Below are 25,858 nucleotides of genomic sequence, written 5' to 3'. Positions count from 1 at the left end.
AGCGATCTTCGCTGCTTTTTTCATATAGGAGGTAAATAAAATGAGTGAAAAGTTTAACGAGCAGTTTGACGGTTTACTAGAGAAATACACTGAGCTGTTACTTGGCGAGAGTAATGAAGAGCGAAAAGAACAGGTAAAGAAGTGGGCACTTTATTCTTACATAGCGAAGACGATGCCAGCTTTAGTGAAGCATTGGAATGAAACTTATCCAGATGCGAAAGAAGAGATGGTGCAGTTAATTACGGATATTAAAAGGCTGAATGAAGAGAAGCGAAATGAGAATTAAAAAACTTAGGTGATGCTACTTTAAGTTTTTCTTATTAATATCCTTATATAATTTACATGGAATATTAAGGGTTTTATAGGCATGTCGAATATTTTCGGTATGCCTATTTTTGCCCTAGTAAACCCGTTTTTTCTAAATGTCGAAAAATATTCCCTTCATATTTGCATGCGAGAATATAGGTTTTTAAATGTTTTTATAGTATTTTATAAATTATCTAAATAATTATTTGTATCCAATAATTTTAAACAGTGATATAATTTTGAAGAGGGGTAAAAAACAGATAAATTACAGTCATAGGGGTGAATTACATGGAACAATTAATGCGAAATTCGTTTCTTTTCTTATCTAAAAATAAAGCGCTAACAAAACTGGCTAAAAAGTACGGTTTACGCTTTGGTGCAGGTCGCTTCGTCGCAGGGGAGACGATTGAATTAGCGACAGCTGCCATTCAGGCATTAAATAAGCAAGGTCTTTGTGTAACAATCGATTATTTAGGTGAATTCGTTGATAATGAAGCGGAAGCAAATGAAATGGCTAACCAATCGATTGAAGCGATCCGTGCAATTGGAAGAGAAGGTCTTGATTCGCAGCTTTCTTTAAAGATGACTTCTATGGGATTAGATATCTCTGATGAAATCGTAATGAACAATATGCGCCGTATTTTAGAAGCTGCAAAAGAAAATGGTGTGTTCGTTACCATTGATATGGAAGACTATACACGCTGTGGTAAAACAATTGATATCTTTAAACAATTAAAATCTGAATACGATAATATTGGTACTGTTATTCAAGCTTACCTATATCGTACAGAAAAAGATATTGAAGATTTAAATGCTTATAATCCTAATTTACGTCTTGTAAAAGGTGCTTATAAAGAACCTGAAGAAGTGGCGTTCCCGGATAAGAAAGATGTAGATGACAATTATAAAAAAATTATTAAAATGCACTTATTAAATGGAAATTATACTGCAATTGCTTCACATGATGAAGCGATTATTGAATATACAAAAAAACTTGCTGAAGAACACAACATTCCAAGGGATCAATTTGAATTCCAAATGTTATATGGTATTCGTAATGAGCGTCAACTTGAGCTAGTAAAAGAAGGTTACAAAATGCGTGTTTACGTACCTTATGGAAACGACTGGTATGGCTACTTCATGCGTCGTCTAGCAGAGCGTCCAGCAAACGTTGCGTTCGTATTAAAAGGTATGGTTAAAAAATAACCAAGGAGAAAATACTCCTTGGTTATTTTAATTGCTGAAATGCATAATGTGCCATTTTCTTCGTATCAGGATATAGTTGCGCGCGAGTAGAAGATAATACGACGTTAATGACGCGTTTACCGTCTTTTTCATCGACTGTTACGACTGTATATTTGCCAAGTGCTGATAGACCACTTTTACTTCCAATCGCATATGGATCGTCATATAGTTCTTCTCGTCCATAGTTTGCGATGTTTGGAGAGCGTTCTGAAGTATGTAGAGTTGTACGTGTTGAATTCATATATTCTAAAACAACTGGATACTTTAATGCTTCTTTCGTAATAATAGCAATGTCATATGGTGATACTTTATTCCCAATTGCATCAGCACCACTTGCATTCTTGAAAGTCGCATGCTTTGTACCAAGTTCCTTCGCTCTAGCATTCATCATCTTCACAAATTCATTTTTTGATCCTGCGATATGTTCTGCAATTGATTCAGCTATTGGATCTGCACTAATGATAAGCATAAGTTTTAATGCCTCATCACGCTTTAATTTTTCCCCAGCACGAAGTTTAATTTTCTTACTTTGACTTTCTGTTTTAATTGCGTTTTCTGTAACTGTAATTTCTTCATCTTCTTTTACATTCTCTAGTAAAAGAAGGGTTGTCATCATTTTGGCTATACTAGCCGGATAAGAACGTTCGTCTTCGCGTTTCCCATACAAAATTTCACCTGTGTCTGCATCGATTGTAACGCCATATTGCCCAGTAATCTTAGGTTGATCAGCTCTTACAGCTTGTTGCCTCTGTGCATAAGAGAAGAAAATCATCCCTGTAAATAGTGTAGCAATCATTACAATCATAACTATTGTTCGTTTCATCATCGTTCCCTCTTTTGTTTTCCATATGTACAAATAAATTGGGCAGAAAAAGCAGCCATTAATCATTATGCCACGTTCTCTGCCCAAAAATATAGCGTTATTTTTCGCCCATATTATGCTTCTTATATTGTTGATTATTACCTTGGCGTCCTTTTTCAACACCGTGATTATGCGGACCTGCATTTCCAGTTACACTAGCTGCACTAATTCCAGCCTTAGAAGGGTTCTTCTTAAGTTTTGCCATATATATTCCTCCAGTTTCGTCAGATTATAAAAAGGAAAAGTGCATTTAAACAAAGAAAATACACATGTATAGCATAGCCAAATGAAAGAAAAATATTTATTTCAGAAAATTTTATCAATAAATATATTGCGAAAATTTAAACAGTATCATATATTTATTAGTAGAGGCTCACTCATTGATTGCGACTTATGTCGAAAAATTGAATGAGCATTCATTCAAGAATAGGGGGAGAATTGGATGTTCCAAATTAAAAAGGCTGCTGTTCTAGGTTCAGGCGTAATGGGTTCAGGGATTGCGGCACACTTAGCTAATATTGGTATTCCGACATTATTGCTTGATATTGTACCACCTGCGCTAACAAAAGAAGAGGAAGCGAAGGGACTTACATTAGAACATAAAAGTGTGAGAAATCGTTTTAGTAATACGGCTGTGCAAAAATTATTAAAGCAAAAACCAGCTCCTCTGACAGTGAAAGGAAATTTAGCACTGATTGAAGCAGGTAACTTAGAAGATGATCTTGAGCGTCTAGCTGATGTAGATTGGATTATTGAAGTAGTAGTTGAAAACTTAGATATTAAAAAGAAATTATTTGAAAAAGTAGACGCTGTTCGTAAACCGGGTTCTATTGTAAGCTCGAATACGTCAGGCATCTCAGTTGAAAAAATGGCAGAAGGTCGTTCAGACGACTTCCAGAAACACTTCTTAGGCACACACTTTTTTAACCCACCACGATATTTAAAACTTCTAGAGGTAATACCGACGAAAGAAACAGATCCACAAGTATTAAGCTTCATGAAACTATTTGGCGAAGACGTTCTTGGAAAAGGCGTTGTTATCGCAAAAGACACACCAAACTTTATTGGAAACCGCATCGGTACGTACGGTTTATTAGTAACTCTTCAAGAGATGATAAAACGCGGCTATAGCATTGGGGAAGTTGATTCTGTAACAGGCCCACTTATTGGTCGTCCGAAGAGCGCGACGTTCCGTACATTAGATGTTGTCGGTTTAGATACATTCGTACACGTTGCAAATAACGTATATGAAAACGTACAAGAAGAAGAGCGTGATGTATTTAAAGTACCAGCTTTCATGCATGACATGCTTGAGAAAAAATGGCTTGGAAGTAAAACGGGTCAAGGCTTCTTCTTAAAACAAGGAAAAGAAATTTTAGAATTAAATCCTGAAACGATGGAATACGAAGCGCGTAAAAAATTAAAAGCTGCATCCGTAGAGTTAAGTAAACAAGAAAAAGGATTAGCGAATAAATTGAAAGCGCTTGTATACGCGAAAGACCGTGCAGGAGAGTTGTTATGGAACATCATTACACCAACTCTTTTATACTCTGCAAAACTTCATAAAGAGATTGCTGACGATATCGTTGCAATTGACCAAGCGATGAAGTGGGGCTTCGGCTGGGAGCAAGGGCCATTTGAAGTGTGGGATGCAATTGGTGTTGAAAAATCTGTTCAAAAGATGGAAGAAAACGGCGTAGTTGTTCCTACTTGGGTGAAAGAAATGTTAGAGAAAGGTTTCACTACTTTCTATAAACATGATAACGGCGATAGCTACTATTACGATAATGGCGAATATAAGCGAATCGAGCGTAATAAAAAAGCAATTTCTCTTAAGCAATTAAAAGCGAAAAATGGTGTATTAAAGAAAAATAGCGGAGCGAGCTTAATTGATTTAGGCGACGGCATCCTTTGCTTAGAGTTCCATTCGAAGAGCAATGCAATCGGTATGGATATTACGCAAATGATTAACTACGCTGTTGATGAAGTAGAAAAGAATTATAAAGGTCTTGTTATCGGTAACCAATCGAAGAACTTCTGCGTTGGTGCGAACCTAGCAATGATCTTAATGGAAGCACAAGACGACAATTACTTTGAAATTGAGTTGGTTGTGAAAAACTTCCAAGATGCAATGACGAAAATTAAGTACTCTTCTAAGCCAGTTGTAGCAGCACCATACGGTATGACGCTTGGCGGAGGTACAGAAGTTTGCTTACCAGCAGCTAGCATTCAAGCTTCTAGTGAAACGTATATGGGCTTAGTAGAAGTTGGTGTTGGCTTAATCCCTGGCGGAGGCGGTAATAAAGAGCTATACATTAAACACTTAAATAAAATGCCAAACGGTGTAGAGTTTGATCTGCAAAAAGTTGCGAATAAAGTGTTCGAATCTGTAGCGATGGCGAAAGTTTCTACATCAGCACAAGAAGCTGTATCGAACAACTTCTTAGGCGATAAAGACGGTATTAGTGTGAATGGTGATCACTTACTATATGATGCGAAACAAAAAGCACTTGCTTTATATGAAGCTGGCTATAAAGCGCCGATTCGTAAAAAGATACCAGTTGTTGGTGAAACAGGATATGCAACTCTTGTACTTGGTGCAGAAGCAATGCATTTATCAGGTTACATTTCTGAACATGATCTTCACATTGCGAAGAAACTTGCATATGTCATCGCGGGCGGAAAAGTGCCGTACGGAACAGAAGTTGATGAGCAGTATTTATTAGATGTAGAACGTGAAGCATTTATTAGCTTAGTAAGTGAGATGAAATCACAAGCAAGAATGCAGCACATGCTTGTAAAAGGAAAGCCATTACGTAACTAATAACGAGGGGAGATATCGTTCATGAGAGAAGCTGTCATTGTTGCGGGAGCAAGAACACCAATTGGAAAAGCAAAGAGGGGTTCATTAAAAACAGTTCGTCCTGACGATCTAGGGGCATTAGTAGTAAAGGAAACGTTAAAGCGTGCGAATTATGAAGGACCAATCGATGATTTAATTTTCGGTTGTGCGATGCCAGAAGCAGAGCAAGGTTTAAATATGGCTCGTAATATCGGCGGATTAGCAGGACTTTCTTACGATGTTCCAGCTATTACGATTAACCGCTACTGTTCTTCAGGTTTACAAAGTATCGCTTACGGAGCAGAGCGTATTATGCTTGGTCACTCTGAAGCTGTATTATCAGGCGGGGCAGAATCAATGAGTTTAGTTCCAATGATGGGACACGTTGTTCGTCCGAATAGTCGCCTTGTAGAAGCAGCTCCAGAATATTATATGGGTATGGGACATACAGCAGAGCAAGTTGCTGTGAAATATGGAATTTCTCGTGAAGAGCAAGATGCATTTGCAGTAAGAAGTCATCAACGCGCTGCGAAAGCATTAGCGGCAGGTAACTTCGCTGATGAAACAGTATCTGTAGATGTGACGTTACGTACTGTTGGATCAAACAATAAACTGCAAGAAGAAACAATCATTTTTGCACAAGACGAAGGTGTGAGAGCAGAAACGTCGCTAGACATTTTAGGTAAATTACGTCCAGCATTTAACGTTCGCGGTTCTGTAACAGCTGGTAACTCTTCACAAATGAGTGACGGTGCAGCATCTGTACTATTAATGGATCGTGAAAAAGCAGTGAGCGATGGCATGAAGCCGCTTGCGAAATTCCGTTCATTTGCAGTAGCTGGCGTACCACCAGAAGTAATGGGAATCGGCCCAATCGCTGCAATTCCAAAAGCATTAAAACTAGCTGGCTTAGAGCTATCTGATATTGGCTTATTCGAACTAAATGAAGCATTCGCTTCTCAATCAATTCAAGTTATTCGTGAACTTGGTTTAGATGAAGAAAAAGTAAACGTAAACGGTGGTGCAATCGCACTTGGACATCCACTTGGCTGTACAGGAGCAAAACTAACACTATCTCTTATTCACGAAATGAAACGCCGCAACGAACAATTCGGTATCGTAACAATGTGTATCGGCGGCGGAATGGGAGCAGCGGGAGTATTTGAATTACTTTAAAAAGTGCAGGTGGCTCGTTTAGAACAGGAGGGGGATGGAGCTTCAGACGTAGAGGCGCTCTTTACCTCGTAGGAAGAAGCGAAGCCACCGAACATTCTAGCCACTGGAACTGGATTATAAAAAAAGTGCAGGTGGCTCGCTCAGAACAGGAGGGCGTTGGAAGCCCTGACGAAGAGGCGCTTTTTGCCTCACAGGAAGGGGTGAAACGACCGACTGTTCTAGCCACTGGAACTGGATTATAAAAAAAGTGCAAGCGGTTCGCTCAGAACGAGACGACGCTAAAGCAAAGAATGGAAGCAACCAAGGTTTATAAAAAATAAAATTGAGAGCCAGCTTCTTTCAAAAAGAGAGAAGCGGCTCATGAAAATATGAAGGAGGAAATTTTCATGGAAAAAACAGTAGGAAATGCGGTTAAAGGCGGTAGCTTTTTAGTTGATGAGATTACGATTGATCAAGTGTTTACGCCAGAAGATTTTTCATCTGAGCATAAAATGATTGCAAAAACGACAGAGGACTTTATCGTAAATGAAGTTCTTCCAGAGCTTGAATATTTAGAACAACATGAGTTTGATCGTTCTGTTCGTCTTTTAAAAGAAGCTGGGGAGCTTGGTTTATTAGGCGCTGACGTACCAGAAGAGTACGGCGGGATTGGTCTTGATAAAGTAAGCTCAGCGTTAATCGCAGAGAAATTCTCTCGCGCTGGCGGCTTTGCAATTACTCACGGTGCTCACGTAGGTATCGGATCGTTACCAATCGTATTATTCGGTAACGAAGAGCAAAAGAAAAAGTATTTACCATTACTTGCAACTGGTGAGAAATTAGCTGCATACGCATTAACAGAGCCAGGTTCAGGATCTGACGCATTAGGTGCAAAAACAACTGCACGTTTAAATGCAGAAGGTACACATTATGTATTAAATGGTGAAAAACAATGGATTACAAACTCTGCATTCGCTGACGTATTTATCGTGTATGCAAAAATTGATGGAGAGCACTTCTCAGCATTTATCGTAGAGAAAGAATATGCTGGCGTATCTACAAGCCCAGAAGAAAAGAAAATGGGTATTAAATGTTCTTCAACTCGTACGTTAATTTTAGAAGATGCATTAGTACCGAAAGAAAACTTACTTGGTGAAATCGGTAAAGGTCATATTATCGCTTTCAACATTTTAAATATCGGCCGTTATAAATTAGGTGTTGGTACAGTTGGATCTGCGAAACGTGCAGTAGAAATTTCAGCACAATATGCAAACCAACGTCAACAGTTCAAGCAACCAATCGCTCGCTTCCCATTAATTCAAGAGAAACTTGCGAATATGGCAGCAAAAACATATGCAGCTGAAAGCTCTGTATATCGTACAGTAGGTTTATTCGAAAGCCGCATGAGCACATTATCTGAAGAAGAAGTAAAAGACGGTAAAGCAGTAGCAGCTTCTATCGCTGAATATGCAATCGAGTGCTCTTTAAATAAAGTATTCGGTTCTGAAGTACTAGATTATACAGTAGATGAAGGTGTTCAAATTCACGGTGGTTACGGATTTATGGCAGAGTACGAGATTGAAAGAATGTACCGCGATTCTCGTATTAACCGTATTTTCGAAGGAACGAATGAAATTAACCGCCTAATCGTACCAGGTACGTTCTTACGTAAAGCGATGAAAGGTGAATTACCACTTCTTCAAAAAGCACAAAAATTACAAGAAGAGTTAATGATGATGATGCCAGAAGAAGTAGGCGATGAGCCATTAGCACTTCAAAAGTATTTAGTAACTAATGCGAAGAAAATTGGTTTAATGGTAGCTGGATTAGCGGCTCAAAAATACGGTAAAGCATTAGATAAAGAGCAAGAAATTCTTGTGAATATCGCTGACATCGTAAGTAACCTATATGCAATGGAATCAGCTGTTCTTCGTACAGAAAAAGCAATTAAAACAACTGGTCTTGAAAAGAATAAACAAAAAGTGTTATACACTGAAGTATTCTGCCAAGAAGCATTCAACGAAATCGAAGCAGATGCGAAAGAAACACTTATCGCAGTTGAAAACGGCGACATGCTGCGCATGATGTTATCATCATTACGTAAATTAACTCGCCACACACCACTTAACGTAATTCCGAAGAAACGTGAAATTGCTGCGAAAATTTTAGAAGATGAGCGTTATACAGTTTAATAGATGAAAGAGAACCAGTAGCCGATTGGCTACTGGTTTTTTATTGCTGAATTCTTGAATAAAGCTGTTTTACATATGTATGTGTAAACAGCTCTTTTTTATGGAGGTAAAGAAGATGAAGGTAATAAGTGTAGGAACAGTTCATCAAATCGCATTTTTACCGCGTCTATTTCCAATTAACTGTTACTTCGTTGAAGAAGAGACAGGATTAACTTTAATTGATGCGGCTTTACCGTTTTGTGCAAAGAAGATTTTACAATCAGCTCGGAAAATAGGAAAACCGATTACGAATATCGTTATTACACATGCGCATGATGACCATGTAGGAGCGCTTGATGTTATAAAACAAGTGCTGCCGGATGTTCCGGTCTATATTTCAAAAAGAGATGCATGTTTACTTGAAGGAGATAAGGTACTGCAAGAGGGAGAACGAAATACATCAATAAAAGTGGGAGTGTCAAAACAGATAAATACGATTCCAGATATTCTTCTTCAAGAGGGAGATAAAGTTGGTTCTCTTGTAGCGATTGGAGCTCCAGGTCATACACCGGGATCAATGGCGTTTTTAGACACAAGAAATGATGCACTCATTGTTGGAGATGCATTTCAAACGAGAGGAGGATTAGCGGTAGCAGGACAGTTGAAGTGGCTTTTCCCGTTTCCTATGTTTGGTACGTGGGATGCAGAAGTTTCATTAGCAAGCGCGCAGAAATTGCTGGAGTATAAGCCGTCTTTATTGGCGACAGGACATGGGAAAATGATTGAAAATCCGTTAATACAAATGCAACGGGCGATTGAAGAAGCGGAAAGGAATTTAAGTAGAAAGAGCCTCTAATCGTTTAGAGGCTCTTTTTAGTTAAATGATTATTTAGCAGACTTTTTAATGAATACGATTTGAAAAAAACAGAATACTAAAGAAGAATGAAAGAAGAAAGGTAGGAGTATTCCATGCAAAATTTAACAGAGCTTGAAGTAGAAAACTTACGTCATTTAATTGGTGGACACGCAACAATTATTAACAAGTTGGAGCAGTATGCACAGACGTGTACAGATCCACAACTGAAACAAATGCTACAAAAAGATGCGCAAGATGCAAGAAATACGAAACAGCAATTAATGACTTTCCTAGGATAGGAGGAAGTAAAAGATGAATGAAAAAGATATGGTAAATGATTATTTAGCAGGATTAAATGCAAGTTTAACAAGTTATGCAAATTATATTGCTCAGTCTGATAATGAACAGTTACATCAAACGTTAATCCAAATTCGTAATCAAGATGAAATGCGTCAACGTAATATGTATGAGTACGCAAAGCAAAAGAGTTATTATAAACCAGCAGCACCTGCGAATCCGATGATTGTGCAGCAATTGAAAAGTCAGTTAAGTGCAGAATAATAGGATGAAAAAACGAGCGAAAATGAATTCGCTCGTTTTATTTTTTGTATGTCAATAAATACATAATAAATATTTTTCCAGTTGTAACAAATATGACGAAAATAGAATATAACAATTCACAAAAAGGACAAAAACTTTGTTCAATATTTCACAAAGTATCCATGGTTTCTATCGTGGGAACCTCTATAATTAAGAATGTAAAGAACAAAAGAAATAGATTATATGATCAATTAGGAGAGATTGCTATGAAAAGACATACAAGAAAAATTGCAATTATCGGTACTGGATTAGTTGGATCAAGTTGTGCGTATTCTATTGTGAATCAAGGCATTTGCGAAGAGCTATTATTAATTGATATAAATCATGAACGTGCAGTTGGGGAAGCGATGGATTTATCACATTGCATTAACTTTACAAATACAAGAACAAAAGTATATGCAGGAAGCTATGAAGACTGCAAAGATATGGACATCGTTATTATTACTGCAGGGCCAGCACCAAAACCTGGACAAAGTCGCTTAGATACTTTAGGAGCAAGTGCAAAGATTATGGAAAGTGTTGTTGGCGGGGTAATGGAAAGTGGATTTGATGGTATTTTCTTACTCGCATCGAACCCAGTTGATATTATTACATATGAAGTGTGGAAATTATCTGGATTACCTAGAAATCGTGTGATCGGTACAGGTACATCATTAGATTCTTCTCGCTTAAGAACAATTTTATCTGAAATGTTACATGTAGATCCTCGTAGTATTCATGGGTATTCATTAGGAGAACATGGTGATTCTCAAATGGTTGCTTGGTCTCACGTAACTGTTGGTGGAAAGCCAATTCTGCAAATTTTAGAAGAACAAAAAGAACGATTTGGTGAAATAGATTTAGATGAAATTGTTGAGAAGACTGCGAAAGCTGGATGGGAAATTTATAAGCGAAAAGGAACTACTTATTACGGAATCGGAAATTCTCTAGCATATATTGCGAGTTCAATCTTTAATGATGATCACCGTGTCATTGCTGTATCAGCCATTTTAGATGGTGAGTATGGTGAATATGATATTTGTACAGGAGTACCAGCTATTATTACTAGAGACGGTATAAGAGAAGTTGTAGAACTCAATTTAACAGAGGATGAAGAATCTCGATTCGCAAAATCAAACGATATTTTACGTGATTATATGAAAACAATTGGTTACTAACTTATAGAAGAAGGTGAAACAAATGAAGGAATATATAATGTCTCGTGTATTTAAAGCATCTGCTGGAATCGCACAAGGTATTTTCGTATCCCTCGGAATTGGTTTACTGATCGAAAATATAGGAAGAATTGTTGATATACCATTACTTATTACAATCGGAGTTGTTGCAAAATCACTTATGGCACCAGCAATTGGTGCCGGAATTGCTTTTATGCTCGGTGCAAATGGCCTTGTAATCTTCTCGGCTATGGTGGCTGGAGCAATTGGTGCCGGATCCATTTCAATTACTGAAGCAGGTCTAATTATTAAAACAGGTGAGCCAATCGGTGCTTTATTAACAGCAACTTTAGCTGTATATATTGGTAAACGTTTAAGCGGAAAAACTGCGTTAGATATGATGCTCGTTCCATTTGCGGCAATATTAGGTTCTGGTTTAGTAGGTATTTGGTTATCTCATAATATTACTCCTGTTTTAAATGCAGTTGGAGCGTTCATTAAAGATAGCTCAGCTGGTAGCCCGTTTATCGCTTCTATCGTCATTGCAGTAGTTTGGGGACTATTACTTATCTCTCCAGCTTCATCAGCTGCGTTAGCGATTGCACTTAGTTTAGACGGTGTTGCAGGTGGTGCAGCTCTTGCCGGATGCGTTGCTCAGTTTATCGGATTCTCTGTCATCTCAGCGAAAGAAAACAATTTAGGTGGCATATTAGCTCAAGCTCTTTGTACTCCGAAAGTACAGTTGCCAAATATCACTAAAAATCCAATGATTCTCGTCCCAACTGTCGTCGCCAGTGCTATAGTCGGTCCGGTATCCGCATTAATTTTCCAACTGGAAGCAGGAAAAGAAATTGCAGGTCTTGGATTAAGTTCTCTTATCGCACCAATTAATTTAATTTCCAGCGAAGGATGGGAAGTTGTCCCGGCGATGGTAATTACTTATATCGTCATTCCAGTAGCTGTTTCTTATATACTTTACATTGCTCTTAAAAAAGCAGGTCGTATTCATTCTGGTGATATGACTGTACCGCAATCTTAAATTGAAAATCTCCTTAATAATAGATAAAAGCAGACTGAGAAGCCACAGTCTGCTTTTTTGTCATGTTACATTCTATGATTTTGTTTTACTGGAACTCTTATTGGTTCTTTGGCCAATAAGAGTTGAACGCCGAAGTATAGTATGCTTGCGAGTGTCATTCCAGAAACGGCATCTACAAAGGCATGTTGCTTCGTAAATAGCGTTGATAAAATAATAAGTGTACCGAAGAAAGTAAGGATGTAATATTCAAAAGCATGTTGCTCTCTACGCTTAAAGGCAGCTAACATAATTACAAATGTAGTAAGAACGTGAATGCTAGGGAAACAGTTTACCGGTTGATCGATACTATAAATATAGCGAACTAGTTCAGAAAATACATCTGTTCCAACGACAGTCGGACGCGGTACAGTTGTTTGCCAAAAATAATAAATAGAAAAACAAGCAAGCTTTCCAAAAATAACACTACTTAAAGTGACATAATATTGCTTTCGGTCAGCGAAGCAGTAATAAATAAGTGCGCCGTATAAGTATGGAAACCAAAGTAAATAAGGAATAATAAATGCTTTTACAAATGGAATCCAATCATCTACTACAGTTGTAACGTCTACTGCGTGAACAGTCGATTTATTTAATACGTCGTAAAGGGGACTTACGAGTACGAGTAGAAGTATATAACTTAACGGAAGAAAAGATGAAAGTTTAAATTTCTTCATGTTGATCTCCTATGTTTAGTAATGTAAGTAAATTCAATTGATTATAATATAGAAACGTGAATTGGGCTATCGATTTTACTTACATTTTCTTGAATTAACCTTACGTTTTTGTCACTTGACTAAAAAGAAGGGTGAGGGTGCTAAATGAAGCGTTTATCATATTTTTTAGTTTTTATATTGTTATGCCTAGTAGGTGCTGGGTGTGCAAAGAATAACGAAGGAGAAAAATTAGAATATAACGGAAGAGCACTCGTAATTGGAGTTGTTGGAGAAAAGCCGAAAGATACGTTTAGGAATGTAAAGTTTGAGGAAATGAAGTTAGAGGCACTGGAAAAGAAATCTAAGGAAGTGGATGGTTTTCTAATAATGAAAGATCACTTTCAAGAAGCCTCAACAGAGCAGTATAAAAATGTATTTTCATCGCTAAAGAAACCAGTATTTTTTATCGGTTTACAAGATAAATTATATTCAATTTTTATTACAAAAGGGATAGAGTATAACAGTGCACGAAAAGATGTAAATGCGATGTATACGCAAGGTTTTGCGAATATCGGAAGTGGTGAAGGGCAACAATGGGCAATTGGTTTATCAAATGGTGGAAACACAGAAGAAAGTATTCATAATATGTATATCGTAGTATTTCAAACAATTGCAGATTATTTGAATAGATGATGAAGGAGCCTGCAAAAGAGGCTTCTTATTTTTTTAAATAAACGTTTGTTTAAGCTGTATGTTCGGTAGGAAGAAACCGATGTAACTTAAGGGTTAAGAAAGAAAAATGGAGAATTAATCAAACGTTTGTTTAAGCTGTATGTTCGGTAGAAAGAAACTCATGTAGTTCAAAGGTTAACGAAGAAAAATGGAGAATTAATCAAACGCTTGTTTAAGATATATGTTTGGTGCAGAATCTAAAAAATTTATATATTTATTTTTTTCTTAACAAATGGCGGAAAAATAAGAAAAATTCGCAGGATTATTAAAAATTATCACGAAATAAGTAAAAGTTTAGCGAATAATGGTTTGAAATAATAAAACGTTTTCTATATGATAAAGGTAAAGGTTAGTAAAAAAGTAGGTGAATTTATGACAGTAACATTTTATTCATATCCAAAGTGTGGCACATGTCAAAAGGCAAAGAAATGGTTTGAGGCAAACGATGTAGCATATGAGATGATTCATATTGTTGAAAATCCACCATCAAAAGAAGATTTACGTAATTTACATGAAAAAAGTGAATTACCATTAAAAAAATTCTTTAATACAAGTGGAATGCGTTACCGTGAACTTGGTCTGAAAGATAAGTTGAAAGATGCAAGCGAAGACGAAATGTATGAGCTTTTAGCATCTGATGGCATGTTGATTAAACGTCCAATTGTAACAGATGGAACGAATGTAACACTTGGTTTTAACGAAGAGCAGTTTGAAAGTGTGTGGAAAAAGTACCAATAAGGTATTTTTACATAATTAATACATTCACTGGAGGTACAGTCATGAGCATTCCAAATAATTTACGTTACTCTGAAGAACACGAATGGGTAAAAACTGAAGGTAATGAAGTTGTTATCGGTATCACTCACTTTGCACAAGGTGAGCTAGGCGATATCGTATTCGTTGAACTTCCTGAAGTAGGTGCAACAATCGAAGCTGACGAGCCATTCGGAAGCGTAGAATCTGTTAAAACAGTTTCTGAGTTATACGCACCTGTAAGCGGTAAAGTTGTAGCAGTAAACGAAGAATTAAGTGACCAACCAGAACTTGTTAACGAATCTCCATACGAGGGTGCATGGATGGTTAAAGTTGAACTTTCTGATGCAAGCCAAGTTGAGAAGTTATTAACTGCAGAAAAATATGCAGAAATGACAAACCAAGACTAATTATAGTCGACTAAAGGACAGCCTTTGTGCTGTCCTTTTTTATTTTATGTAAAATAATGAATGTAGAATCATATACTAATTATCGTGTAGGAGAACGTTTTTTGAAAAAAATTTTCGTTTAATCTTTATGCAGGTTTAGCCGTTTTTGTTTTTCGTTGTCTAGCTCCAGCGACTAGATTGTTCGGTGGCTTCGCTTCTTCCTACAAGGCAAAAAGCGCCTCTACGTCAGAAGCTCCATCCCCCTCACAATCTAAACGAGCCGCTTCCGCTTTTCATTGTCCATCTCCAGCGGCTAGCCCTTCATGTCTAAGAACCTTCCGCACGAGAAGACAAAAAGCGTCTTCTGTACGGAAGAACCTTAGCCAACAGGGCTAAACAGTCGGTTTCGCTTTTCTTTTGCAAAAATAAACAGGAAACAACATGAAAATAACGAATATACTATATACTAAGTTCAAGGTTATATAGTATATGGTGATCGGGTGATGACATATGATTTATGTAGAAAAAGTCATTATTGTAGAAGGTACATCAGATAGAAGAAAGATTGAATCTATTATTCGTGAACCGGTGGAAATTGTTTGTACAAATGGTACAATTGGTTTATCGAAAATGGATGAGCTCGTTGATCAGTTTTTTGATAAGGAAGTGTATGTGCTAGTAGATGCTGATGATGCTGGAGAAAAGTTAAGGAAACAATTTCGAAAAGAATTTCCGCAAGCCGAGCATATCTATATTGATCGCTCGTACCGAGAAGTGGCAACTGCGCCATCTACACACTTAGCAAATGTATTATGGGGAGCCGACATTGACGTTTATACAGAATATTTACGGTAAGGAATGATAGAAGTGATTGATTGGACAGGAGCCGAAGCTACATCCCTAATAGAGAACGAAGAAAAAACAGTGTTATATGTATATACTCCAATGTGTGGAACATGCCAATTAGCAAAAAAGATGTTAACAGTCGTTGAGATGACAATTGAAGAGTTGAAAATTGGGATGTTAGATTTAAATTATGCTCCACATTTAGCAAAAGAGTATGGGATTGAAAGTGTACCTTGTTTACTTGTTTTTGAAAATGGGACACTGATGAAGAAGATATACGCATTTCATTCGGTTGAATATTTATATACGGAATTAAAGTAGGCGGCAAAATTTTTGCCGCCTCGACATATTTCTTGGGAAATATGTCGAGATGCAGGATGGATACAGTATTTGTCGAGCGAAAATAACAGGATTGCTCTTTAGTGAGAGGGAATGGTATGTAATAGAAAGTGATATGAAGGATGTGATTTAGGGTGAGATTATATTCTTTGCTTCAATCATTTGTAAATTACGCTAATGGTCAATATCATTTAGAGCCGCTTTTAAGACGAGAGGAAAAAACTGTTAATTTCCGTTTGGGAGATGAAAGTTGTTCGTTACAAATTTCAAGAGATTATATAGAGCTGGTACATGAGGAAAGAGGAACGGAACAAATCATTTGCTTAGACGAAAAGGATATAGAACAATTGGTTAATGGAAATGTACGATTGCAAATGTTAATGAACGATGGACGTGTACAATATTCGGGAACGTATCGAACGATGCTATTAGTCGAATCGATGTTTCATATATGTAAACCGATGTCAGTAGGTGCTTAAAATTCTGAAGGTTCATTTTTTGCGAAAATTTCTGTTGACATGGTGTTTGGATATTGATACAATTCAATTCATAAAATATAGACAATTTCATAAATTACAAATCAGACGAAAATTGAATCTGATTTCTCTTATCAAGAGAGGTGGAGGGACTGTGCCCTGTGAAGCCCGGCAACCGTCAACTTATGTTGAAATGGTGCCAATTCCTGCAAAGCAAATGCTTTGAGAGATGAGAGAGAGGGATAATGTTGTTATATACGCACATAAACCTTTCTGCTTCTCTAAAGCAGAAAGGTTTTTTTATTGTTTGAATGTGGAGGACATTCAAACAATAAAAGTAGTGATAACGGTGGACTACACGCATTAAACATAAAAAATTGCGGAGTCGACCTAAACAAAAAAAGGGGTGATACATCATGATTCTATTAGAGAATGTAAAGAAAATATATAAAGCAAAAAGCGGTGATGTCACTGCTGTAGATAACGCCAATTTAAAAATAGAAAAAGGCGAAATATTTGGTGTTATCGGATATAGCGGCGCTGGGAAAAGTTCTTTAATCAGATTGTTTAATCAGTTAGAAAAACCGACTTCTGGCCAAATTACAATTGCGAATCGTGTTATATCAACAATTACAGGAAGTGAACTTCGTAAGGCAAGGCAAGAAATCGGAATGATTTTTCAACACTTCAACTTACTTTGGTCACGAACTGTACGTGAAAATATTGAGTTTCCACTTGAAATTGCAGGTGTTGATAAAACGAAGAGAAGAAAACGTGTTGATGAATTAATTCATCTTGTCGGATTAGAAGGAAGAGGAGACGCGTACCCATCTCAGCTGAGCGGGGGACAAAAACAACGCGTTGGGATTGCAAGAGCATTAGCTAACAACCCACAAGTACTTTTATGTGATGAAGCAACGTCGGCTCTTGATCCAGAAACGACAGATCAAATTTTGGATTTACTATTAGACATTAATAAGCGCCTTGGTTTAACAATTGTACTCATTACACATGAGATGCACGTAATTCGAAAGATTTGTAATCGAGTGGCGGTAATGGAGAGAGGAAAGATTGTAGAAACGGGTCCAGTACTTGATGTATTCCGTAATCCGAAGCAAGATATTACGAAACGATTTGTACAGCAGTTAACAGATTCTGAAGATACAAATGAAACGATTGAAAGTTTAATTGAAAAATATCCAGATGGAAAAGTAATTCGTTTGCAGTTTATTGGTGAGGCTGTAGAAAGACCAGTGCTTCAACGATTGATGCAACGCAGTGATATAGAAGTTAGCATTTTGCAAGGAAATATCGCACAAACGAATAACGGTTCTTACGGTAGTTTAGTTGTTCATTTAAATGGTGAGGAAACAGCGATCCAGCAAGCAATAGAAGGAATTCATCAAGATCAAGTAGAGCTGGAGGTGATTGCACATGGATAAGTTACTCGCAAATGTTGATTGGAATCAAATGTTAGAAGCAACGGGTGAAACGTTATATATGACGGCAATCGCAGCTCTTGCGACATTTGTTTTAGGACTAATTTTAGGATTGTTACTCTTCATGACAGCGAAAGATAATTTATGGGAAAACAAATCAATTAATACGGTGATTGGAGCATTCGTAAATATATTCCGTTCTATACCGTTCATCATTTTAATTATTTTATTAATCCCATTCACAAAGATTCTTCTTGGAACAATTCTTGGAGCAAGTGCAGCGCTGCCGGCTTTAATTATTGGAGCGGCACCATTCTACGCGAGAATGGTTGAAATCGCACTTCGCGAAATTGATAAAGGTGTAATTGAAGCTTCAAAAGCAATGGGAGCAAAAACAAGCACAATTATTTTGAAAGTGTTAATTCCAGAATCGTTACCAGCATTAGTATCTGGTATTACGGTTACGACAATTGCTTTAGTAGGATATACAGCAATGGCGGGAGTTGTTGGTGCTGGTGGCCTTGGAACACTTGCTTACTTAGAAGGATTCCAAAGAGGAAATAACGATGTAACAATCGTTGCGACAATTTGTGTATTACTAGTTGTATTTTTAATTCAGTGGATTGGTGATAGTTTAACGACTCGAATAGATAAACGATAATAAAAAACGGGAGGATGTTTCAAATGAAAAAATTATTACTTACGGCACTTATTTCAACTTCAATTTTTGGCTTAGCTGCTTGTGGCGGGAAAGATAAAGATGAAAAGAAGCTTGTTGTTGGTGCTTCTAACGTACCGCACGCTGAAATTTTAGAAAAGGCAAAACCGTTACTTGAGAAAAAAGGAATTGAATTAGAAGTGAAAAAATTCCAAGATTACGTGTTGCCAAATAAATCGTTAGCGGATAAGGATTTAGATGCAAACTACTTCCAGCACATTCCGTATTTAGAAAAAGAAATTAAAGATAAAAAGTATGACTTTGAAGTAGCAGGGAAAATTCATTTAGAGCCAATTGGTGTATATTCTCAAAAATATAAGAGCTTAAAAGAACTTCCGGACGGAGCGACAATTATTATGAGTAATTCTGTTGCTGACCATGGACGTGGTTTAGCAATTTTACAAAAAGAAGGTATTTTAAAAGTTAAAGATGGGGTAGATCCAGTTAAAGCAACTCCAAAAGATATTGCAGATAATCCGAAAAATCTAAAATTCAAAACGGATATCGAGCCTGGTTTATTGCCACAAGTGTATAACAATAAAGAAGGCGACGCTGTTTTAATTAACTCTAACTATGCAATTGATGCAAAGTTAAATCCGGAAAAAGATGCAATTGCAATTGAAGGAAATGATTCACCGTACGCAAACATAGTAGCTGTTCGTAAAGGCGATAAAGATAAGAAAGAGATTAAAGCTCTTGTAGAAGTATTACATTCTAAAGAAATTGAAGACTTCATTAATAAAGAATATAAAGGGGCAGTTGTTCCTGTAAAAGAATAATTGCTGAAAAGGGCTGGTGTATGCCAGCCTTTTTTATAACTACATAACTATAGGGGAGAAGGGGACATCATATGAGAAAGATTCTATTGTCAGTTGTTACAGCGCTGTCTGTATTTACATTAGCTGCTTGCGGAGGGAAAGAAGAGAATAAGCTTGTTGTTGGAGCTTCTAACGTGCCGCACGCTGTTATTTTAGAGAAAGCACAGCCAATCTTAGAGAAAAAAGGCATTAAGTTAGAGATTAAAAAGTTCCAGGATTATGTACTGCCAAATAAAGCGTTAGCGGATAAGGAAATTGATGCGAACTACTTCCAACACATTCCTTACTTAGATAAAGAAATTCAAGAAAAGGGATATAAAATTGTAAACGCAGGAAAAATCCATTTAGAGCCAATGGGGATTTATTCTAAGAAATATAAAAGTTTAAAAGAATTGCCAGATGGCGGAACAGTTATTATGAGTAATAACGTAGCGGAGCGTGGCCGTATGCTCGCATTGTTACAAAAAGGCGGCGTTATTAAATTAAAAGACGGTGTAGATGTTGTTAAAGCGACAGTAAAAGATGTTGTAGAAAATCCGAAAAACTTAAAGTTTAAAACAGATGTAGAGCCTGGATTGTCACCAAAGCTGTATGAAAATAATGAGGGAGATGCTTTATTTATTAATTCGAACTATGCAATTGATGCAAAATTAAATCCAACGAAGGATGCAATTGCGATTGAAGGATCAGACTCTCCGTATGCAAACATCATTGCAGTTCGTAAAGGTGACGAGAAGAAAAAAGAAATTAAAGAATTAGTAGAAGTATTGCATTCAAAAGAAATTCAAGACTTTATTAATAAAGAATATAAAGGTGCTGTACTTCCGATAAGTGAATAATTATAAGGAAAGGACTGGGAATTTACCGGTCCTTTTTTCTTTATATAAATAAGAAGAAAGGTGTATCATATAAAGGTGAAAAGGAAATACTTATATACATTTGTGAAAAAACGGTTACTTTTTTTCGTCGTTTGCGATATCATTTTATTTGATATAAAATTAGAATGAGAATAAAATGAGAATATGAACGTTTTAGGAATTTTTAAAATGTATATATAGGATTAATGGAGGTATTGAGATGGCTGGTTCTACATTAACGGTTAAAGACTTACACGTATCAATTGACGGCAAAGAAATTTTAAAGGGTGTAAACCTTGAAGTAAAAGGTGGAGAAATCCACGCAATTATGGGACCTAACGGAACAGGTAAATCAACTTTATCTTCTGCAATTATGGGTCACCCAAAGTATGAAGTAACAGAAGGTAGCATCATCATCGACGGTGAAGATGTATTAGAAATGGAAGTAGACGAGCGCGCACAAGCGGGTCTATTCCTAGCAATGCAATATCCAAGTGAAATTAGCGGAGTAACAAACGCTGACTTCTTACGTTCTGCAATTAACGCACGTCGTGAAGAAGGCGATGAAATTTCTCTTATGAAATTTATCCGTACATTAGATAAAAACATGGAATTCCTAGAAATGGATCCAGAAATGGCACAACGTTACTTAAACGAAGGTTTCTCTGGTGGAGAGAAAAAACGTAACGAAATTCTTCAATTAATGATGATTGAGCCAAAAATCGCAATCTTAGACGAAATCGACTCAGGTCTTGATATCGATGCATTAAAAGTTGTATCTAAAGGTATTAACCAAATGCGCGGCGAAGAGTTCGGTTGCCTAATGATTACGCATTACCAACGTTTATTAAACTACATCACTCCAGACTTCGTTCACGTTATGATGAACGGTCGTATTGTTAAATCTGGTGGCCCTGAGCTTGCACAACGTCTAGAAGCTGAAGGTTACGACTGGATTAAAAAAGAATTAGGTATTGAAGACGAAACAGCAGAGCAAGAAGCGTAAGAGAGGAGCATAAACATGACAATCGGTACATTACCTTTCGATCAAGAAACAATCCGTCAGCGCGCAAGCGAAGTAAACGAAGCTGCTTGGTTGACTGAGTTCCGCTTACAAGCTCTTGCACAAGCAACAGAACTTCCAATGCCAACGCCTGATAAAACGAAAATTGAAAAATGGGACTTTATCGGAAAAGGCGACGCTGCTAAGCAAGAGCCTGTAAGTTCTTTAACAGAGCTTCCAGAAGCAGTGAAAAACTTAATCGATGAAAATAACAGTGTATTAGTACAACGTACTGGTACAACTGCGTTCGTTTCTTTAGCAGACGAAGCAAAAGAAAAAGGTGTTATTTTTACAGACATCGTAACAGCTGCAACAGAGCATGCTGAACTATTACAAAAGTATTTAATGAAAGACGGCGTGAAGGTAGACGAGCATCGTTTAACTGCACTTCATGCTGCATTAATCAACGGCGGTGCATTCGTATATGTTCCGAAAAACGTTGTTCTTGAAACTCCACTTCAAGCTGTATTCTTAGTAGACGGCGAAGAAGCTAACGTATATAACCATGTATTATTCGTAGCTGATGCGAACAGTACTGCAACTTATGTAGAAAACTATGTTGCAAATGAAAATGCTAAAGGTATTGCAAATATCGTAGCAGAAGTAATCGTGGAACAAGGCGCACAAGTTAAATTTGGTGCGGTTGATCTATTAGCAAAAGACGTAACAACTTACGTTAACCGCCGCGGTGTTGTTGGACGCGACGGCCGCATTGATTGGGCTCTAGGCCTTATGAATGACGGAAATACAATTTCCGAGAACGTTACAAACTTAATGGGCGACGGTTCATATGCTGATACGAAAACAGTAACAATTGGCCGTGGTAACCAAACGCAAAACTTTACAACTAAAGTTGTTCACTTCGGTAAACACTCTGAAGGTTGGATTTTAAAACACGGTGTACAAAAAGATAGTGCAACATCTATCTTTAACGGAATTGGTAAGATTGAACACGGTGCATCTAAATCAAACGCACAACAATCTTCTCGCGTTCTTATGTTAGATGAGAAAGCTCGTGGGGATGCAAACCCAATTCTTTTAATCGACGAAGATGATGTAATGGCAGGTCACGCAGCTTCAGTAGGCCGCGTAGATCCGTACCAATTATACTACTTGATGAGCCGTGGTATTCCAAAACGCGAAGCAGAACGTTTAGTCATCCATGGATTCTTAGCACCTGTAGTAAATGAGCTTCCAATTGAAGGAGTAAAAGCACAGCTTGTTGAGGTAATTGAAAGGAAAGTTCGCTAATGAATATTCATGAAATACGCAAACAGTTTCCAATTCTTGATCAAAAAGTGAACGGCAAACAACTTGTATATTTCGATAGTGCAGCAACTTCTCAAAAACCAATTCAAGTCATTGAAACGTTAGAACGTTACTATAAAGAATATAATTCTAACGTGCATCGCGGTGTTCATACGCTCGGTACGAAAGCTACCGACGCGTATGAAGGTGCACGCGAGAAAGTTCGCAAGTTTATTAACGCGAAATCAATGGAAGAGATTATTTTCACGCGCGGAACGACAACTGCATTAAATACAGTAGCGGCTAGCTATGGTCTTGAAAATGTAAAAGAAGGCGATGAAATCGTTATTTCTTACATGGAGCACCATAGTAATATCATTCCGTGGCAACAAGTTGCGAAGAAAACTGGTGCAACTTTAAAATACCTTCCGCTTCAACCAGACGGTACAATTTCTTTAGAAGATGTTCGTCAAACAGTTACACCAAATACAAAAATCGTTTCTATTATGCAAGTTTCAAACGTGCTTGGAACGATTAACCCTGTAAAAGAAATCGGAGCGATCGCACACGAAAATGGCGCAATTATGGTCGTTGACGGTGCACAAAGTACACCTCACATGAAAGTAGATGTACAAGATTTAAACTGTGATTTCTACGCATTATCTGCTCATAAGATGTGCGGACCTACAGGCATCGGCGTATTATATGGTAAAAAAGAATTGCTGAACAATATGGAGCCAATTGAATTTGGCGGTGAAATGATTGATTTCGTAGATTTACAAGAATCTACTTGGAAAGAGCTTCCGTGGAAGTTTGAAGCAGGTACACCGATTATCGGTAATGCAATCGGACTTGGTGCGGCAATTGATTTCCTAGAAGAAATCGGTCTTGATAATATTGAAAAGCATGAACATGAATTAGCGCAATACGCTTTAGAAAGACTATCAGAAGTAGATGGCGTTACAATTTATGGTCCAAAGCATCGCGCTGGTCTTGTTACATTTAATATTGAAGACGTACATCCTCACGATGTAGCGACTGTATTAGATGTAGAAGGCATTGCAGTTCGCGCAGGACATCACTGTGCACAACCGCTTATGAAGTGGCTAAAAGCTTCTTCAACAGCACGTGCGAGCTTCTATTTATATAATACAAAAGAAGAAATTGATACATTTGTTGAATCGCTAATCAAGACAAAGGAGTATTTCACAAATGTCATTTAATAATTTAGATACGTTATATCGTCAAGTTATTATGGATCATTATAAGAATCCTCGTAACAATGGCGTGTTAGAAGATAGTGTTACTGTTAACTTGAACAATCCAACTTGCGGCGATCGTATTCAACTTACGATGAAAGTAGAAGAAGGTATTGTGCAAGAGGCGAAGTTTGAAGGCGAAGGATGTTCAATCTCAATGTCTTCAGCTTCAATGATGACACAAGCAGTAAAAGGTAAGAAAATTGAAGAAGCACTTCAGCTTTCGAAAATTTTCTCTGACATGATGCTAGGAAAAGAGTACGATGACAGCATCGATTTAGGAGATATTGAAGCATTACAAGGCGTATGCAAGTTCCCTGCACGTATTAAATGTGCAACATTAGCGTGGAAAGCGTTAGAAAAGGGCTTAAACGAAGATAAGTAATGTTAAAGGTTCCTAAAAATGAGGTTATCTAAGGAGGGACACACCAACATGGCGAAGCAACTGCCAGATATGGGCGATTACAAATATGGTTTCAAAGACAAAGACGTTTCGATTTTCCGTGCTGGACGCGGTTTAACAAAAGAGATCGTTGAAGAGATTTCACGTATGAAAGAAGAACCACAGTGGATGTTAGACTTCCGTTTAAAATCACTGGATAAGTTCTATGAAATGCCAATGCCACAATGGGGCGGCGACTTAAATGACTTAGATTTCGATGAAATTACGTACTACGTAAAACCATCTGAGAAATCTGAGAAGTCTTGGGATGAAGTACCTGATGAAATTAAAGCAACATTTGATAAATTAGGTATTCCAGAAGCTGAGCAAAAATATTTAGCTGGTGTATCTGCACAGTACGAATCTGAAGTTGTATACCACAACATGAAAGAAGACCTAGAAGCTCTAGGAATCGTCTTCAAAGATACAGATAGCGCATTAAAAGAGAACGAAGATATTTTCCGTGAGCATTTCGGAAAAGTAATCCCACCAACAGACAACAAATTCTCTGCATTAAACTCTGCAGTTTGGTCTGGTGGATCATTCATCTACGTTCCAAAAGGTATTAAAGTTGATACACCACTTCAAGCGTATTTCCGTATTAACTCTGAAAATATGGGACAATTCGAGCGTACGCTTATCATCGTAGACGAAGGTGCACACGTACACTACGTAGAAGGTTGTACAGCACCTGTTTACACTACTAACTCACTTCACAGTGCGGTAGTAGAAATCATCATTAAAAAAGATGCGTATTGCCGTTATACAACAATCCAAAACTGGGCGAACAACGTATACAACCTAGTTACAAAACGTGCGGTTTGTGAAGAAAACGCGACGATGGAATGGATTGATGGTAACATCGGATCTAAATTAACGATGAAATACCCAGCAGTTATCTTAAAAGGCGAAGGCGCTCGTGGTTTAACATTATCAATCGCGATTGCTGGTAAAGGCCAACACCAAGATGCTGGTGCGAAAATGATTCACTTAGCACCAAACACGTCTTCAACAATCGTTTCTAAATCGATTGCGAAGCATGGTGGTAAAGTAACTTACCGTGGTATCGTACACTTCGGACCAAAAGCGAAAAACTCTCGCTCTAACATCGAGTGTGACACGTTAATCATGGATAACCAATCTACATCTGATACAATTCCTTACAACGAAATCAAAAACGATTACGTTTCACTTGAGCACGAAGCGAAAGTATCGAAAGTATCAGAAGAACAATTATTCTACCTAATGAGCCGCGGTATTTCTGAGCAAGAAGCTACAGAAATGATCGTAATGGGCTTCATCGAGCCATTCACTCGCGAACTTCCAATGGAATACGCAGTTGAAATGAACCGCCTAATCAAGTTTGAGATGGAAGGTTCTATTGGTTAAATAGAAATGCGGAGCCGACTGTTCAGACCCGTTGGCTAAGGTTCTTTCGCACAGAAGATGCTTTTTATCTTCTGGTGCGGAAGGTTCTTAGACATGAGGGTTTAGGAGGCAAAGCTGGACAATATTTAAAGTGGAAGCGGCTCGTTCAGAATGTGAGGGGGAAGAAGT

At 37.5% G+C, this 25,858-nt stretch carries 28 protein-coding genes and 1 riboswitch; of the genes, 25 read left to right on the top strand and 3 right to left on the bottom strand.

Features of this window, described 5'->3' with window-relative positions; all coding sequences use genetic code 11:
* The first annotated feature begins 40 nt into the window (after positions 1-40).
* Positions 41-286, top strand: coding sequence for a YusU family protein (locus tag CN409_RS25125; RefSeq protein ID WP_001290589.1), 246 nt, complete (start codon positions 41-43; stop codon positions 284-286).
* Positions 287-594: 308 nt separating this feature from the next.
* Positions 595-1,512, top strand: a complete 918-nt coding sequence (locus CN409_RS25120; RefSeq protein WP_000436780.1) for a proline dehydrogenase family protein — start codon at positions 595-597, stop codon at positions 1,510-1,512.
* Positions 1,513-1,534: 22 nt separating this feature from the next.
* Here the strand turns inward: CN409_RS25120 and CN409_RS25115 are convergent, their stop codons facing one another.
* The gene (locus tag CN409_RS25115) at positions 1,535-2,374 is read right to left on the bottom strand and encodes a D-alanyl-D-alanine carboxypeptidase family protein (protein ID WP_000831456.1); all 840 of its coding nucleotides are present in this window, start codon (positions 2,372-2,374) and stop codon (positions 1,535-1,537) included.
* A gap of 97 nt (positions 2,375-2,471) precedes the next feature.
* Positions 2,472-2,618: a YuzL family protein gene (locus CN409_RS25110; protein ID WP_001096344.1), complete on the bottom strand. Its 147-nt coding sequence runs from the start codon at positions 2,616-2,618 to the stop codon at positions 2,472-2,474.
* 237 nt (positions 2,619-2,855) lie between these two features.
* Between CN409_RS25110 and CN409_RS25105 the strand changes: the two genes are divergently transcribed.
* The 8 genes from CN409_RS25105 to CN409_RS25065 all read left to right on the top strand — a co-directional run bounded on the left by CN409_RS25105 (position 2,856) and on the right by CN409_RS25065 (position 12,230).
* Positions 2,856-5,237, top strand: a complete 2,382-nt coding sequence (locus tag CN409_RS25105) for a 3-hydroxyacyl-CoA dehydrogenase/enoyl-CoA hydratase family protein (RefSeq protein WP_000486371.1) — start codon at positions 2,856-2,858, stop codon at positions 5,235-5,237.
* 21 nt (positions 5,238-5,258) lie between these two features.
* A complete protein-coding gene (locus CN409_RS25100) occupies positions 5,259-6,431 on the top strand; it encodes an acetyl-CoA C-acetyltransferase (RefSeq protein WP_001206339.1) in 1,173 nt (390 codons plus the stop codon).
* Between the two features lie 386 nt (positions 6,432-6,817).
* Complete coding sequence (locus CN409_RS25095) at positions 6,818-8,602, top strand: acyl-CoA dehydrogenase family protein (RefSeq protein ID WP_000416287.1); 1,785 nt, start codon at positions 6,818-6,820, stop codon at positions 8,600-8,602.
* A gap of 115 nt (positions 8,603-8,717) precedes the next feature.
* Complete coding sequence (locus CN409_RS25090; RefSeq protein ID WP_000864826.1) at positions 8,718-9,437, top strand: MBL fold metallo-hydrolase; 720 nt, start codon at positions 8,718-8,720, stop codon at positions 9,435-9,437.
* A 113-nt stretch (positions 9,438-9,550) separates the two neighbouring features.
* Positions 9,551-9,736, top strand: a complete 186-nt coding sequence (locus CN409_RS25085; RefSeq protein WP_001180555.1) for a hypothetical protein — start codon at positions 9,551-9,553, stop codon at positions 9,734-9,736.
* Between the two features lie 13 nt (positions 9,737-9,749).
* Positions 9,750-9,998 carry a spore coat protein gene (locus CN409_RS25080; RefSeq protein ID WP_001002987.1) on the top strand — a complete coding sequence of 83 codons (249 nt, stop codon included), beginning with the start codon at positions 9,750-9,752 and terminating at the stop codon, positions 9,996-9,998.
* Positions 9,999-10,243: 245 nt separating this feature from the next.
* Complete coding sequence (locus CN409_RS25070) at positions 10,244-11,194, top strand: L-lactate dehydrogenase (protein WP_000820650.1); 951 nt, start codon at positions 10,244-10,246, stop codon at positions 11,192-11,194.
* A gap of 22 nt (positions 11,195-11,216) precedes the next feature.
* On the top strand, positions 11,217-12,230 hold the full coding sequence (locus tag CN409_RS25065; protein WP_000666170.1) for a PTS sugar transporter subunit IIC: 1,014 nt from the start codon (positions 11,217-11,219) through the stop codon (positions 12,228-12,230).
* 65 nt (positions 12,231-12,295) lie between these two features.
* Here the strand turns inward: CN409_RS25065 and CN409_RS25060 are convergent, their stop codons facing one another.
* Positions 12,296-12,943: a phosphatase PAP2 family protein gene (locus CN409_RS25060; RefSeq protein ID WP_000713772.1), complete on the bottom strand. Its 648-nt coding sequence runs from the start codon at positions 12,941-12,943 to the stop codon at positions 12,296-12,298.
* A 144-nt stretch (positions 12,944-13,087) separates the two neighbouring features.
* On the opposite strand from CN409_RS25060, the gene CN409_RS25055 reads away from it, so the two are divergent.
* The 15 genes from CN409_RS25055 (at position 13,088) to sufB (ending at position 25,690) form a co-directional block, all read left to right on the top strand.
* Positions 13,088-13,615, top strand: coding sequence for a lipoprotein (locus tag CN409_RS25055; RefSeq protein ID WP_016078140.1), 528 nt, complete (start codon positions 13,088-13,090; stop codon positions 13,613-13,615).
* A 411-nt stretch (positions 13,616-14,026) separates the two neighbouring features.
* A complete protein-coding gene (locus CN409_RS25050; protein WP_000218968.1) occupies positions 14,027-14,392 on the top strand; it encodes an arsenate reductase family protein in 366 nt (121 codons plus the stop codon).
* 41 nt (positions 14,393-14,433) lie between these two features.
* Entirely contained in the window at positions 14,434-14,817 is a 384-nt protein-coding gene (gcvH, locus tag CN409_RS25045; protein WP_000026896.1) for a glycine cleavage system protein GcvH, read from the top strand.
* Between the two features lie 489 nt (positions 14,818-15,306).
* Positions 15,307-15,651, top strand: coding sequence for a toprim domain-containing protein (locus CN409_RS25035; protein ID WP_000640870.1), 345 nt, complete (start codon positions 15,307-15,309; stop codon positions 15,649-15,651).
* Between the two features lie 3 nt (positions 15,652-15,654).
* Positions 15,655-15,963 carry a thioredoxin family protein gene (locus tag CN409_RS25030; RefSeq protein ID WP_003280640.1) on the top strand — a complete coding sequence of 103 codons (309 nt, stop codon included), beginning with the start codon at positions 15,655-15,657 and terminating at the stop codon, positions 15,961-15,963.
* 152 nt (positions 15,964-16,115) lie between these two features.
* Positions 16,116-16,460, top strand: a complete 345-nt coding sequence (locus CN409_RS25025) for a hypothetical protein (protein WP_001242143.1) — start codon at positions 16,116-16,118, stop codon at positions 16,458-16,460.
* A 125-nt stretch (positions 16,461-16,585) separates the two neighbouring features.
* Positions 16,586-16,693, top strand: a riboswitch (SAM riboswitch).
* Between the two features lie 180 nt (positions 16,694-16,873).
* Positions 16,874-17,899, top strand: coding sequence for a methionine ABC transporter ATP-binding protein (locus tag CN409_RS25020; protein ID WP_000601782.1), 1,026 nt, complete (start codon positions 16,874-16,876; stop codon positions 17,897-17,899).
* On the top strand, positions 17,892-18,557 hold the full coding sequence (locus CN409_RS25015; protein ID WP_000359401.1) for a methionine ABC transporter permease: 666 nt from the start codon (positions 17,892-17,894) through the stop codon (positions 18,555-18,557). The genes CN409_RS25020 and CN409_RS25015 overlap by 8 nt, the downstream gene beginning before the upstream one ends.
* A gap of 23 nt (positions 18,558-18,580) precedes the next feature.
* Positions 18,581-19,393: a methionine ABC transporter substrate-binding lipoprotein MetQ gene (gene metQ / locus CN409_RS25010; RefSeq protein WP_000735090.1), complete on the top strand. Its 813-nt coding sequence runs from the start codon at positions 18,581-18,583 to the stop codon at positions 19,391-19,393.
* Between the two features lie 71 nt (positions 19,394-19,464).
* On the top strand, positions 19,465-20,271 hold the full coding sequence (gene metQ, locus CN409_RS25005; RefSeq protein WP_001226751.1) for a methionine ABC transporter substrate-binding lipoprotein MetQ: 807 nt from the start codon (positions 19,465-19,467) through the stop codon (positions 20,269-20,271).
* Positions 20,272-20,509: 238 nt separating this feature from the next.
* The gene (gene sufC, locus CN409_RS25000; RefSeq protein WP_000929162.1) at positions 20,510-21,295 is read left to right on the top strand and encodes a Fe-S cluster assembly ATPase SufC; all 786 of its coding nucleotides are present in this window, start codon (positions 20,510-20,512) and stop codon (positions 21,293-21,295) included.
* Between the two features lie 15 nt (positions 21,296-21,310).
* Complete coding sequence (gene sufD, locus CN409_RS24995) at positions 21,311-22,603, top strand: Fe-S cluster assembly protein SufD (RefSeq protein WP_000152177.1); 1,293 nt, start codon at positions 21,311-21,313, stop codon at positions 22,601-22,603.
* On the top strand, positions 22,603-23,823 hold the full coding sequence (gene sufS / locus CN409_RS24990; protein ID WP_001020767.1) for a cysteine desulfurase SufS: 1,221 nt from the start codon (positions 22,603-22,605) through the stop codon (positions 23,821-23,823). Before sufD ends, sufS begins: the two co-directional genes overlap by 1 nt.
* On the top strand, positions 23,813-24,244 hold the full coding sequence (sufU, locus tag CN409_RS24985; protein ID WP_000009525.1) for a Fe-S cluster assembly sulfur transfer protein SufU: 432 nt from the start codon (positions 23,813-23,815) through the stop codon (positions 24,242-24,244). Before sufS ends, sufU begins: the two co-directional genes overlap by 11 nt.
* 48 nt (positions 24,245-24,292) lie before the next feature.
* Positions 24,293-25,690, top strand: a complete 1,398-nt coding sequence (gene sufB / locus CN409_RS24980; RefSeq protein WP_097981391.1) for a Fe-S cluster assembly protein SufB — start codon at positions 24,293-24,295, stop codon at positions 25,688-25,690.
* The last annotated feature ends 168 nt before the right edge of the window (positions 25,691-25,858 follow it).

Source organism: Bacillus sp. AFS012607 (assembly GCF_002558005.1).
Lineage (GTDB): Bacteria > Bacillota > Bacilli > Bacillales > Bacillaceae_G > Bacillus_A > Bacillus_A thuringiensis_S.
Note: the sequence above shows the minus strand (reverse complement) of the source record. Positions and strands in the feature narration are given on the sequence as shown.